Below are 13,321 nucleotides of genomic sequence, written 5' to 3'. Positions count from 1 at the left end.
ACTATATTATACTATATTTTACTGAATCTATCCTATTTTCAGCAAAATATAGTTAAGGCGATTCATCTCCCACTTACTCCGCTTCGCTTCGTTGAAGTGGGAGTCTTCTCGCCTAATTAAGATAAAAATCGTTGATCGTTTTCATCCCACTCACTTCTAATGGTATAAGCCTTTAGGACGAGGTGCTATATTTGTAACGGCGCTGTAACATTATTTAATCCAACTGTAAAAAACAAGTCTAGTTTCCTATGCTATACTCTAGTTGAGATACGTCGAATCGGAAAAGATTTTGTCGGGGGTTCGGGAAAATGAAAAAATGGCTCACTCTTGTTTCTGTAGCATTCATCGTTCTTTTTTCCTCCTTATTTGTAAGCACTTCCAGTTCTGACGCAGCCGCCAACAAGACGAGGCTGATCGCCGAGGCCAAAAAACTGGTCGGCACTCCGTATCGGTATGGCGGCACAACGCCAAAAGGATTTGACTGCTCGGGATTTGTTTACTATGCCCATAAGAAAGTCGGCGTCACGCTGCCGCGCACTTCCAAAGAAATGTATAAAAAAGGAAAATACGTACATAAATCAAAATTGCAGCCAGGGGATTTGGTGTTTTTTGACACTTCGAAACAGACAAAAGGCGTCTCCCACGTTGCCATCTATATTGGGAACAATCAAGTCATTCACGCCGTTTCCCGCGGTGTCAAAATCGACAGCTTAAACAGCAGCTATTGGAAAACAAGATATGTCGGAGCCAAGCGTCTGTAGCGGTTCATTGCAAAAGCTCTCTGTCATATTAAGCGCGCTTAATAGGCAGGGGGTTTTTATTATGCCAAAAAAGCGGCCCTCCGAAACCGGAGGGCCCAATATATATTCATAGGGGATCGGGGGAATACTTGGAAACGTTACGCTATTATTCATTTCCTCCCTTTTCGTCTTTTATACATGAAAACAAAAAAATTTTTTATGATCCCCAGCCGCAACGGCTGCCCCCTCCCGTTTCGACAATGTGGACATAAAACCGCCGTTCTTGTCGAATGGTATAGATGATGACTGGTTGTCCGTTCATCGATTTTTGACAAAGGCAGGTGTTTCCGTTGTTCGCTTCCTCACAGCTGGGCGTTGATTTAGGGACGATGAATGTCAGGCTGTTCAGCCAGACGAAAGGGCTTCTTTTTGACGAACCAGCGGCGGTCGCCTATAACCGCCAGGCGGACAAGCTCATGGCGGTCGGCCAAAAGGCAAAACAAATGATCGGCAAAACTCCGCCCCATGTTGAAGTGACGTATCCATTGCGAAACGGCGTGATCGCTGATTTTGACCGCGCCAAGGCGCTGTTGCAGCAAGTCTTTAAACAATCAAGCAAACAGCTCGGCCTCGCTTTCAAAAAACCAGACATCGTCATGAGCGTCCCATTCCACGCCACCTCCGTCGAGCGCCGCTCTTTTTACGAAATCGCCAAACATTGCGGAGCAAAGCATATTCATTTTATTGAGGAACCCGTCGCAGCCGCCATTGGCGCGGATTTGCCGGTCGGCGAGCCGGTCGCGAATGTCGTCGTTCATCTTGGAGCCGGCAAAACGGAAGCGGCGATCATCTCGTTGGGCGGCGTCGTCGCCTGCCGCTCGCTCCGCATCGGCGGCAACCAGCTTGACGAAGACATTATGCAATATGTCCGCCAGCACTACAGTTTGCTAATCGGCGAACAGACGGCCGAACAAGTGAAAATCGAAATCGGCAGCGCCCCAGGAACGATCGTGGATCAGTCGGTAACGATCCATGGCCGCGATTTTGTCACCGGCTTCCTCAAAGCGGTGTCCTTGGACCCAACCGAAGTGCAAACGGCCATCAAAGAATCGCTTTGGCAAATTGCCGAAGCCGTTCGCGCTGTTCTTGAAGAATGCCCGGCCGAACTGAGCGGCGACATCATCGACCGCGGCATCGTGCTCACCGGCGGAGGCGCCTTGCTGCATGGCATCGAGCAATGGCTGAGCACGGAACTGCACGTGCCGGTGCATGTCGCGCCCAATCCGGCTGAAGCGGTCGCCATCGGCACGGGGAAGGCGCTCCAGGCGATGCCAAAGCGCCTCGATGCAGCGCTGTAGCTCATTTCCAACTCCCGATCATTGAATCAACTCAAAACCCCCGCGCCATCGCGGGGGTTCTTGTTAGACCAGCTATGGGCATTCCTGGCACGGAGAGGCCGCCCACTGTGGTGTTAGGACGTCTGCCGAATGCGCTCCTCCCCTTGCGTTGCTTGTGCTCCCTCGGCGGCCTCAAGCAGAAAATCCACAATATGGACGGCGCGGACGCTTCCTGACAGCCCGGCCCGTTCAATGCCAAGCTTCATTTGTAGCAAACACCCCGGGTTGGCGGTGACGATCGTCGTCGCTTTCGTTTGTTTCGCCATTTCCATTTTGTGGTCTAAAATTTGCATTGACATCTCCGGTTCCACAAGGTTGTAAATGCCGGCCGATCCGCAGCAGCGGTCAGCATCGTTCATCTCGCGGAACTCGACGCCGTCAATCGCCCGCAACAAACGGCGCGGGGCGGCCGCCGTTTTCATGACGTTGCGCAAATGGCACGAATCTTGGTAGGTGATCGTTTGCGGCGCCACGCGAAGCGGTAGTTGGTGAAACCCGAGTTCAACCAACACTTCAGAAATGTCTTTGATTTTCGCCGCAAACGCCTCCGCCCGGTCGCGCCATTCGGGATCATCCTTTAACAGGTGGTCATATTCAAGCAAAAACGCACCGCAGCCGCCGGCGTTCGTCACAATGCAGTCGACATCAAGCTGCTCAAAAGCGGAAATGTTTCGCTTGGCCAACTCTTTCGCCATCTCTTTTTCCCCGCCATGGCCGTGCAGCGCCCCGCAGCACCCTTGGGACGGCGGGATGATGACTTCGCAGCCGGCGAGCTGCAATAGACGCAGCGTCGCATCGTTTGTTTCCATAAACATCGTATCCATCAAACAGCCAGCGAAAAAGGCGACCCGTTTTTTCACCGTACCGTCCGGATTCAAACGATGCGGCCGGTTTTTCATCTCTTTTGCCGTCGGCACGTCCGGCAGCACGCGCTCCATTTGCCGGAACGAGGCCGGAAGCAGGCGAAGCAGCCCCGTTTTGCGGGCAAGCGTCCGCAAGCCGGAGCGCTGATACCAACCGAGAAGCGCCGTCGCCTTCCGCATCCGTCCTTGATGCGGAAACAGTCCGGCAAACACAAGCTTACGGATGAGGCGAACCGGAAGCGGCATTTTTTTATGCTGGGCGATAATGTCGCGCGCCTCTTCCAGCAGATGGCCGTAGCGGACCCCGGACGGACAGACCGACTCGCATGCCCGGCAGCCTAAACATAAGTTGAGCGCCCGCTCCACCTCTTCGTCCGGCTCAATCAGTCCATCGACGACCGCCTTCATTAAGGCAATCCGTCCGCGCGGCGACTGGGCTTCTTGCTGCCCCGATTCGATGTACGTCGGACATGATGGCAGGCAAAAGCCACAGCGCATACAGTTCATCAGTTCATCCTCATCCATCCGTTCTTGAAACGCTTTCTGAATGAGCGCTCGTTCTATCTTCGTTGTCATCGTGTCACCACCACCCGTTTTCTCGTGCTTTTGGCGAACACTTTGCCCGGATTCATAATATTGTTCGGGTCGAGCGCCTGCTTGACCGCTTTCATGGCAGCGATGCCGGCCGGACCGAGCTTCCATTCCAAATACGGCGCTTTCATCACCCCGACGCCGTGTTCGCCGGTAATCGTGCCACCCAATTCAATCGCTTTGGCGAAAATTTCTTCAAACGCTCGTTCCACCCGCTCCATTTCTTCACGATTGCGGGCGTCGGTCGGACAGGTCGGGTGCAAGTTGCCATCGCCGGCATGGCCGAACGTACAGATCTTCAACTGGTACTTCTCGGCAATTTCATTGATTGCTTTGACCATTTTGGCGATTTCCGAACGCGGCACGGTTGCGTCCTCTAAAATCGTCGTCGGCTTTAAGCGCGCCAACGCCGACAGCGCCGCCCTCCGCGCCGTCCGCAGCGCCTCTGCTTCTTCCTCCGAACGGGCGAGTTGAACGGACACCGCCTGCTCGGCCCGGCAAATATCGGCCATCTTTTTCATATCGCGCTCTACCACTTCCTTCGGCCCATCCTGCTCAATGAGCAAAACGGCTTTCACATCGGTCGGCAAGCCGATGCGGGCGAAATCTTCGACCACTTCCAATGTCGGCTGGTCCAAAAACTCGAGCGTCGCTGGAATGATCTTGTTGGCGATGATTTTCGACACCGAACGGGCGGCCGCCTCCAAATCTTGATAAAGAGCGAGCATCGTCTGCTTCGTCTCTGGCATCGGAATAAGTTTTAACGTCGCTTCGGTGACAATGCCAAGCGTTCCTTCCGATCCGACAAACAGACGGGTTAAGTCATAGCCAGCTACATCTTTTGCCAGCTTGCCACCGGTGCGGATGACATCGCCGTTCGCCAAGACGACTTCCAACCCGAGCACATAGTCGCGTGTCACCCCGTATTTCAGGCCGCGCAAGCCGCCTGAGTTTTCGCTGATGTTGCCGCCAATCGTTGAAATTTTCATCGACCCCGGATCCGGCGGATAAAACAATCCTTTTTCTTCAACGGCTTTCGCCAAATCAAGCGTCACCACTCCTGGCTGAACGGTCGCGGTTAAGTTTTCCTCATCAATTTCCAAAATGCGGTTCATATGGTTAAACAGGAGAACGATCCCGCCTTCGACCGGACACGTGCCGGCGCAAAGGTTCGTTCCTGACCCGCGCGGCACGATCGGGATGCGATACTCGTTGCAAATTTTCGCAATTTCCGCGACCTCTTTCGTATTTCGCGGCGCAATGACCGCATCGGGGAGCGACTGAAACTGCGGAGTCGCATCATACGAATAGACGAGCCGCCCCGTTTTCGTGTCATCGTAGTTTTCAGCTCCCACGACTTGAATCAACCGTTTTTTCGCTTCATTTGGAATCAATGGTCTCACCCTTTCCACATCCATTTGCATTCGCCGACAGCGAAAAAGGGGCTGGGCTTGGCGTCTGTTTCCATCCAGGCCAAGCCTCGTCCCCCTTCGCTGCCGTTACGGAATCATCCACGACAATACCGTCGATTGCAGGTACACGAGAATACCAATCAAGATAATTAAGAATATGCTATGTTTGACCGTAAAGCGGAACAAGTCGGACTCTTTGCCGGTCAAGCCGACGGCCGCGCAGGCGACCGCGATCGACTGCGGCGAAATCATTTTCCCGACGACGCCGCCTGATGAGTTGGCCGCCAACGCCAGCACCGGATCCATGCCGATCGATGTTGCCGTCACTTTTTGCAAGTTGCCAAACAATAAGTTCGACGACGTATCCGAACCGGTGATGAACACGCCAAGCCAGCCCAAAATCGGCGAGAAGAACGGGAAGAATGACCCCGTTTTCGCCAACACCATCCCAAGCGTCGTGCTCATGCCCGACGAGTTGGCAATGTAGGCAAAGCCGACAACCGAAGCGATCGTGATGATCGGGAATTTCAATTCGTTAAGCGTTTCTACAAACGTACGCGCCCAATCTTTCCACGAGATGCCGATGATGAACTTGGTGACGACCGCCGCCACCAAAATCGCCGTTCCAGCCGCGCCGAGCAGCTCAAGCTTATACACCGCAGCGATCGGCTGGCCACTTGGGTTCAAAATTTGGTTGTTGAGCCCCGGCACAGGCGGCATAAACGTCAAGTGGACGCCGATAGCGTTGACCAACTTCAACAAGCCGTTTGTCCCTTCATAATGGCCGGTGAGCGCCGCTTTCACCTGCGGGATGCCCCAAAGCGAGATCAACGCCGTCAGCACAAGAAACGGCGACCAGGCGCGGAATACTTCCCCGCCGCGGTGCGCAGCGCGAGCGGCCTGCCCAGCAGCCGCCACTTCCGGTTCCGATGCGAAACGGAACGTGCTTTTTGGCTTCCAATATTTCAAAAAGACGGCCAGCGCGACGATTGAAACAATCGAGGACAAAATGTCCGGCAGCTCCGGTCCTAAAAAGTTCGATGTCAAATATTGCGTGAGCGCAAACGAAACACCGGAGACGATAATGGCCGGCAACACTTCGACTGTCTTTTTCCATCCTGCCATAATCAAAACGAGATAGAACGGAATGAACACCGATAAAAACGGCAGCTGCCGCCCGACCATTTTCGAAATTTCCATCGCCGGCACACCGGTCGGCCCTTCCATCGAGATGATCGGAATCCCGACCGCCCCGAACGCCACCGGCGCTGTGTTGGCGATCAAACAGATGCCTGCGGCGTACAGCGGGTTAAACCCCAACCCGGCTAGAAGCGCCGCTGAAATCGCCACCGGCGCGCCAAACCCGGCCGCCCCTTCCAAAAACGCTCCGAACGAAAAGGCAATGAGCAGCGCCTGCAGCCGCCGGTCTTCGGTGAGGGAAACGACGGAGTTGCGAATGATGTCAAAATGGCCGGTCTTCACCGTCAGCTTATATAAAAAGACGGACGTAATGATGATCCAGCCGATCGGGAGCAGCCCGTACACCGCCCCTTGCGTCACCGACATGACCGCTTTGCCGGCCGGCATTCTGTAAGCGATTACAGCCAACACCAAAGCAAGCAGCAACGTCGTCAGCCCGGCGACATGCCCTTTCATCCGCTTGACGGCCAAAGCCCAAAAGAAATACAAAATCGGAATGAGTGCGACAATGGCCGATAACCAAAGCTGGTCGGCGATTGGCGTAAAATCTTGCTTCCACTGCATGTGGTTTTCTCCTCCCCTTTATGCCCGACTTAGCGGCGTTTGCAAATGATCGCCCACTGATCTTTCTGTTTCACTCTTCCAGTCATCAGATGACCGGATAAGAAACGCCGTCTGTCTCAAATTATAAAAGCGTTTTCCCCAAAAGACAATAGGTGTTTTTTCATTTTTTTGAACTTTCCACTCACTGCTTCCTCTCCCCAGCTGCAAAAAGCGCTTGTCTCTTCCCATGATGCTGTATCATAATAGACATTGCAGGAGATTTCCCCTACAATCGGAAATCTACTTTATCGTATTGAGGTGGATCCATTGGCATTTAAACGGATCAAAACGAAAAAAATTTACGAAGAAGTGGCCGAAGCGATTTTTGATATGATCAAAAACGGCGAGTTGAAGCCCGGTGATAAGCTCGATTCCGTCCAGCAGCTCGCCGAGCAGTTCCAAGTCGGGCGGGCCGCCATCCGCGAAGCGCTCACCGCGTTAAAAGCGATGGGGCTGATTGAATTGAAGCAAGGCGAAGGGACGTACGTGCGTGAGTTCGATCCGACGATGATGACATTTCCGCTTTCGATCGCCGTCTTAATGAACAAAGAAGATATTTGGCACTTGCTTGAGGTGCGCAAACTGCTCGAAGCAGGCGCCGCCTCGCTCGCTGCTGCCAAACGGACAGAGCGCGATCTTGAAGCCATGGCGGAAGCGCTCCGACAAATGAAAGAAGGCATCGGCAGCGATGAGCTTGGCGAAAAAGCCGATTGGGCGTTTCATATGGCCATCGCCGAAGCATCGCAAAATCCGATGCTCACAAGCATCATGAACAGCGTTTCCGGGATGATCGTTGAAACGATGCGGGAAACGCGCCGCATTTGGCTGTTTTCCAAGCAGACGACGACCGAAAAACTGCTTGCGGAACACCAGGCCATTTTTGAAGCCATTCGCAAACAAAATCCAGACGCCGCCCGGGCGCGCATGCTCGACCATTTGACAAACGTCGAAAACGTGTTGCGCCGCTACGTTCGCACTCAGCAGCCAAACTGAGTGCGTTTTTTGCAAAAAAGAGCTACGAATCTGAAAAAATGGTTTATAATAGACATATAGTCATCAGATGACCAGTTCACTGAATCCTCAAAAAACAGGAGGGAAACGAATGAAAGTGTCCTTGTTCGTCACTTGCCTCATCGATCTTTTTTATACGAACGCCGGCAAGGCGACCGTCGAACTGCTCGAGCGGCTCGGCTGCGAAGTAGATTTTCCAGAAGCGCAAACGTGCTGCGGCCAGCCGGCGTATAACAGCGGTTACGTCAAAGAGGCGAAAGAAGCCATGAAACAGATGATGCGCGCGTTCGCCCACGCTGATTACGTCGTCACCCCATCCGGCTCGTGCGCGGCGATGGTAAAAGAATATCCGCATATTTTCCACGGCGACCCGGAATGGGAAGAGGAAGCGAAACGGCTCGCGGCGAAAACGTATGAACTGACGCAATTTCTCGTTGATGTCCTGAAAGTCGAAGATGTCGGCGCCTCGTTTCACGGGCGGGCGACGTACCATACGTCTTGCCATATGACCCGCCTTCTTGGCGTCAAAGAAGCGCCGTTTCGCCTATTGAAAAATGTCAAAGGGCTTGAGCTCGTTCCGCTGCCGAACGCCCACCAGTGCTGCGGATTTGGCGGCACGTTTTCCGTCAAAATGGGGCCGATCTCTGAACAGATGGTCGATGAAAAAATCGACCATATCGAGGAAGTCGAAGCCGACTATTTGATCGGCGCGGACTGCGGCTGTTTAATGAACATCGGCGGACGCATCGAGCGCCTCGGCAAACCGATTCGCGTCATGCATATTGCCGAAGTGTTGAATGCGCGCAACTAAAGGAGGGAAGCGAACATGCCGATGAAAATTGAAAACGGGCCGTTTTGGAAACGGGTCCGAGAAAACTTGGACAACGACTTTATGCGCGGGGCGGTCGCCGGCATGCAAGACCGCGGCTATGTGCGGCGGCTTGGCGTCATCGAAGAGCTCGGCCATTGGGAAGAGTGGCGGTCGCTTGCTGAACAAATCCGCAAGCATACGCTCGAAAACTTGGACTTTTATTTAATGCAGCTCAGTGAAAACGTTGCCAAACGGGGCGGCCACGTCTTTTTCGCCCAAACAGCCGAAGAGGCGAACGACTACATCCGCCGCGTCGCTTTGGAAAAGCAAGCGAAAAAAATCGTCAAATCGAAATCAATGGTGACAGAAGAAATCAACTTAAATCCGGTGCTTGAGGCCATCGGCTGTGACGTTGTCGAAACGGACCTTGGCGAATACATTTTGCAAATCGATGACCATGACCCGCCGTCGCATATCGTCGGTCCGGCGCTCCATAAAAACAAAGAGCAAATCCGCGATGTCTTCCAACGGAAGCTCGGCTATACGAAATCGTCCGATCCCGTTGAGCTTGCGCGCCACGCCCGTGAAATGCTGCGGCGCGACTATTTGACAGCCGACATCGGCATTACCGGCTGCAACTTCGCCATCGCCGAATCGGGATCGATCACGCTTGTGACGAACGAAGGCAACGCCGATTTGGTGACCGCATTGCCGAAAACGCAAATTACCGTCATGGGAATGGAGCGGATCGTTCCGACGTTTGAGGAGATGGAAGTTCTCGTCAGCATGTTGACGCGCAGCGCCGTCGGACAAAAATTGACGAGCTACATCACCGTTCTCACCGGTCCGCGCGATGAAGGCGACGTCGACGGTCCGGAAGAGTTCCATCTCGTCATCGTCGACAACGGGCGTTCGTCGATTTTAGGCACGGAGTTTCAACCGGTGCTGCAATGCATCCGCTGCGCGGCTTGCGTCAACGTCTGCCCGGTCTACCGCCATATCGGCGGCCATTCGTACGGTTCCATTTACTCCGGCCCGATCGGCGCGGTATTGTCGCCGCTGTTGGGCGGCTACGACGACTACAAGGAGCTTCCGTACGCCTCCTCGCTGTGCGCCGCCTGTACCGAGGCGTGCCCGGTGAAAATCCCGCTTCACGAGCTGCTTATCAAGCATCGCCAAATCATCGTGGAGCGCGAAGGAAAAGCGCCGGCCGCAGAAAAATTGGCGATGAAGGCGTTTCGTCTCGGGACAGCCTCATCGTCGCTCTACCGCTTCGGCACGAAATTCGCACCGAGCGCCTTCGCTCCGTTTGTAGAGGACGGGCGCGTCACAAAAGGACCCGGGCCGCTGAAAGCATGGACGGAAAGCCGCGAATTTCCGGCGCCAAGCAAAGAGCGGTTCCGCGATTGGTTTCGCAATCGCCAAAAAGGAGGGAATCCGTCATGACGCGTGGTGCTATTCACAACCGTGACGCGTTTTTAGAACACATCGCCCATCGCCTCGGGAGAGCTCCCCGCCTGTCCGGCGTCTCCCGGCCGCAATGGAGCGATCAGCCGCAATGGAAAGTCTTGGCTGGCTATAGCCAAGACGACTTGTTGGCAGTGCTTCGCGAACAATGTAAACTGATTCACACTGATTACATTGAGACGACAAACGCCGGACTTGCTGGGGTGCTCAAGCAACAAGTCACGGCTTATGGCGGCGGCCCGGTCATCGTGCCGGATGACCCGCGCTTTGCCGAATATGGGCTGTCCGCCTTGCTCCGCGACGAATGGCCCGCGGAGCGAACAGCCATCCATATATGGAATCCGGCGCTTGGACGCCAAAACATTGACGCCGCCGAACAGGCGAACGTCGGCATCGCGTTCAGTGACATCACCCTCGCCGAGTCAGGGACAGTCGTTTTGTTTTCGCGCAATGAACAAGGGCGGGCCATTCACTTTTTGCCGAAGACGTATATCGCCATCGTTCCGAAAAGCACCGTTGTGCCGCGCATGACGCAAGCGGCGGCCATCATTCGCAAGCAAATTGAAAAAGGCGTCCTCATTCCGTCATGCATCAACTTCATCACCGGCCCGAGCAACTCGGCCGACATTGAAATGAACTTGGTCGTCGGCGTCCACGGCCCGATGAAAGCGGCGTATATCGTCGTCACTGACCGCTGATCAAAACGAAACGGTGCCCATTCTCGATCATAGGGCACCGTTTTTCGTCAATATTGCCGGCTCACATCGACCGCATTGGCAAGCGGCTTCCCGACTTCGATGCGGCAAAAGTGGTTGTTCGCAACGGTTTGACGTCTTGATCAATTCGGGTGGAACGGACTGACAGACACTTTCGCGTGATTTTTCACATCCGTAACGACCAGCAAAATCTGCCTTCCCTTCTTCTCATACACGAAAGCTGACCCCCACCTGTCAACTTGAGTCCATTGACGTTTCTCCAATTCGTCAAGATAATAGTCAGCCACTTCCTCCGCCGAAGAAGACGCAACAACAAACTCCACCCGTTCATCCACCGAACGAATGTCACTCGCTTGTGGATGCAGCGGGATGTCTTGATACCCTGGCACAGTCTGTTGCTGCTGACATCCTGAAAAAAAAGCAATTACAAGGATTAAAACTAACGGGATGCCTATGCGCACTTCATCCTCCTCCGCTCCCACAGCTTAAGCAGAATCTTAGCTTTGAAATGCGTCCATAGCAGACTGGAGTGTTGCTGGATTATCTATCATCGCACTCCTTAGTTAGTTCACCCAATAGTAATCCGTCACATGGAGGAACCTTGTCGTCTTGGCTCCCAAATCCCAATGACGGTGATACGTATCATTGGTATGATAGTTGACATACGGCTGACCGTTCTTGATCTCAACGACAATGGCGCTGTGATCCAAGATGCCGTCACCGTCAAAATCATAATATATGCTGTCACCCAATTGCAGATCAGTTGCCTTCGCAACGTACGTGCCACGGTGCTCATCCGTCTCGTTATTGCGGGAAAGATGATACGCTTGATCGTGAGCCACAGACCAGCTGTAAGTCCATGCATCATCCCCGGTTCCCGAAGTCCCTTTGGTATTGTACCACCAAACATACGGTTCCGCCCAAGCTTGCCGAGCAGAGCCCCCTTCATAGAAAGACTGCGAGACAAAATTAGCACAATCGTTCGAAAAGGATCGGTACTTTGGGTTACGTCCATTCCACCAACGATTGGCGTAGTTGACAGCTCCTTGCCGGGAGTAATAGGTGTAAAAACCTTGAGTTACAACATCGCCGCCAGTGATTGATGCAGGCAAAGTCTCTGATCGTGATGCCCTAATCATCGCCCCGTTCTCCTGTCCCCTTTTCGAATACGTATCTTGACCGCTCATCTTAACAATCAGCCAATGACCATCACGTTTGGTCAGGGCAGCGAAATAGGGGATGTTCGCTTCCTTGGTGATCACGACTTCATTCGATCCCGGAAACATAGACTCATACTTGTGACGGGTGAGGATGAGGTCGCCAATGGCACATTTGACGTGATTGCAACTCACATTTCGCACCCTGAATAAAAATTCAAAATAAGCCTGATTTGAGTGAATAAAAATTAGTTATTTTACAATATTTGTATAAAAATTTATTTTTATGCGAATATTTTGGTTATTTTTTTGTATATTATGCAAAGGTTGCGAAATATGAGTTGCAAGATGGCATGTGGGGTTAAAAAATTATGTGATAGAGTGAAAAAGAGCATTCCAGAAGGAGTGCTCTTTTTTTGGTTTTAACTATTAGCTTTTATTTCATTTTCTAACTCTTCAATTTCTAAAAGCCATTTATCTCGTGTACTATACAAAATTTCACACACAAATTTTGAAAAGGAATCTTTATTTTGATTTATCTCTTGCTCTAACTCTTTTAGATCCGCTTTTAATTTTTCAACTACTTCTTTTTTTTCGTCGATAGATATATATTCGTAAATTTTTCTCATGAAATACTACTCTCCTTTCTCCCTGAAGAATTGATTAGAGTTAAAGTATTAACCAAGTAATAGTTCTTGCAATTGCGTCAGCAATAGATAGTGAGTAAGTAGACGGTACGCCTGCTGATCGTAATAAGGAATTTAATTTAGTTTTAATTGTACTTTGAGTTAAATCACTTGCATCATCAATCCAATCTTCTAACTGATTTAAAGCTTTTATAACTTTAGATTTATTTTTAGTGAAGTATGATGCTGTATCTTTATCAAACCATTTTATTATATAGTTTAAAACACTACCGCCCTTATCGATGGCAACTTTTATAGTTTGAATAGCAAGTTTAACCATGAACCCTTTAGCTCCATATGGTTGAACCTCAGATTCAATTGAACTTTGTGCGCTTAGTGAACTTGGTGAATATGTAGTTTCAGATTTTTCTTTTTGAACAACTGGCGAAGGAGGTAGATTAGACGCTGCTTTTGCTGAAGTATTCCCCAACATGGAGAAAGATGAAAAGGCAATAACCCCTGCTAGAACTCCACAAAATAGTTTTTTCAACATACAAACATCTCCTTTTATTACATATTTTTCAATAACATACCAAATTTGGTTCATCACCAAAAGATGTACTTGCACCTGTCATGAAAGTATGTTAGCTGTTTCCAGCCGAACCCGCAGTGCAAAACGCTGGATATTTCGGTATCCGTATCCCCGACGTTTCATCAGCTTGATCTT

At 51.8% G+C, this 13,321-nt stretch carries 13 protein-coding genes; 6 read left to right on the top strand and 7 right to left on the bottom strand.

All coding sequences use genetic code 11. From position 1 onward, the window contains the following. The first annotated feature begins 308 nt into the window (after nt 1-308). Together ETC02_RS15095 and mreBH are read left to right on the top strand one after the other, a co-directional pair. Nucleotides 309-761: a C40 family peptidase gene (locus ETC02_RS15095; RefSeq protein ID WP_033009567.1), complete on the top strand. Its 453-nt coding sequence runs from the start codon at nt 309-311 to the stop codon at nt 759-761. Nucleotides 762-1,090: 329 nt separating this feature from the next. Next, nucleotides 1,091-2,098: a rod-share determining protein MreBH gene (gene mreBH, locus ETC02_RS15090; RefSeq protein ID WP_050368754.1), complete on the top strand. Its 1,008-nt coding sequence runs from the start codon at nt 1,091-1,093 to the stop codon at nt 2,096-2,098. A gap of 113 nt (nt 2,099-2,211) precedes the next feature. On the opposite strand, the gene ETC02_RS15085 is transcribed toward mreBH, so the two are convergent. From ETC02_RS15085 to ETC02_RS15075, 3 genes are all read right to left on the bottom strand, one after another. Then, a complete protein-coding gene (locus tag ETC02_RS15085; protein ID WP_171698392.1) occupies nt 2,212-3,576 on the bottom strand; it encodes a (Fe-S)-binding protein in 1,365 nt (454 codons plus the stop codon). Next, on the bottom strand, nt 3,573-5,009 hold the full coding sequence (gene glcD, locus ETC02_RS15080; protein WP_371810217.1) for a glycolate oxidase subunit GlcD: 1,437 nt from the start codon (nt 5,007-5,009) through the stop codon (nt 3,573-3,575). The genes ETC02_RS15085 and glcD overlap by 4 nt, the downstream gene beginning before the upstream one ends. Nucleotides 5,010-5,090: 81 nt before the next feature. Next, entirely contained in the window at nt 5,091-6,767 is a 1,677-nt protein-coding gene (locus ETC02_RS15075; RefSeq protein WP_050368198.1) for an L-lactate permease, read from the bottom strand. 306 nt (nt 6,768-7,073) lie between these two features. Here ETC02_RS15075 and ETC02_RS15070 point away from each other — a divergent pair, with 306 nt between their 5' ends. The 4 genes from ETC02_RS15070 to ETC02_RS15055 all read left to right on the top strand — a co-directional run bounded on the left by ETC02_RS15070 (nt 7,074) and on the right by ETC02_RS15055 (nt 10,793). Then, the gene (locus tag ETC02_RS15070) at nt 7,074-7,799 is read left to right on the top strand and encodes a FadR/GntR family transcriptional regulator (RefSeq protein WP_044743048.1); all 726 of its coding nucleotides are present in this window, start codon (nt 7,074-7,076) and stop codon (nt 7,797-7,799) included. Nucleotides 7,800-7,908: 109 nt separating this feature from the next. Next, nucleotides 7,909-8,628, top strand: a complete 720-nt coding sequence (locus ETC02_RS15065) for a (Fe-S)-binding protein (protein WP_050368197.1) — start codon at nt 7,909-7,911, stop codon at nt 8,626-8,628. 15 nt (nt 8,629-8,643) lie between these two features. Further along, nucleotides 8,644-10,074, top strand: coding sequence for a LutB/LldF family L-lactate oxidation iron-sulfur protein (locus tag ETC02_RS15060; RefSeq protein ID WP_050368196.1), 1,431 nt, complete (start codon nt 8,644-8,646; stop codon nt 10,072-10,074). After that, a complete protein-coding gene (locus tag ETC02_RS15055; protein ID WP_050368195.1) occupies nt 10,071-10,793 on the top strand; it encodes a LutC/YkgG family protein in 723 nt (240 codons plus the stop codon). The genes ETC02_RS15060 and ETC02_RS15055 overlap by 4 nt, the downstream gene beginning before the upstream one ends. 140 nt (nt 10,794-10,933) lie before the next feature. Here the strand turns inward: ETC02_RS15055 and ETC02_RS15050 are convergent, their stop codons facing one another. The 4 genes from ETC02_RS15050 to ETC02_RS15035 form a co-directional block, all read right to left on the bottom strand. Beyond that, nucleotides 10,934-11,272: a hypothetical protein gene (locus ETC02_RS15050; RefSeq protein WP_013144252.1), complete on the bottom strand. Its 339-nt coding sequence runs from the start codon at nt 11,270-11,272 to the stop codon at nt 10,934-10,936. Between the two features lie 102 nt (nt 11,273-11,374). Next, a complete protein-coding gene (locus tag ETC02_RS15045; RefSeq protein ID WP_371810216.1) occupies nt 11,375-12,163 on the bottom strand; it encodes an amidase domain-containing protein in 789 nt (262 codons plus the stop codon). Nucleotides 12,164-12,390: 227 nt separating this feature from the next. Further along, the gene (locus ETC02_RS15040; RefSeq protein WP_049624332.1) at nt 12,391-12,597 is read right to left on the bottom strand and encodes a hypothetical protein; all 207 of its coding nucleotides are present in this window, start codon (nt 12,595-12,597) and stop codon (nt 12,391-12,393) included. A gap of 40 nt (nt 12,598-12,637) precedes the next feature. Next, nucleotides 12,638-13,147, bottom strand: coding sequence for a hypothetical protein (locus ETC02_RS15035; protein WP_050368194.1), 510 nt, complete (start codon nt 13,145-13,147; stop codon nt 12,638-12,640). Nucleotides 13,148-13,321 lie beyond the last annotated feature (174 nt).

The organism is Geobacillus sp. DSP4a (assembly GCF_013096875.1).
GTDB lineage: Bacteria > Bacillota > Bacilli > Bacillales > Anoxybacillaceae > Geobacillus > Geobacillus thermophilus.
This window is presented reverse-complemented; position numbering and strand designations above follow the sequence as displayed.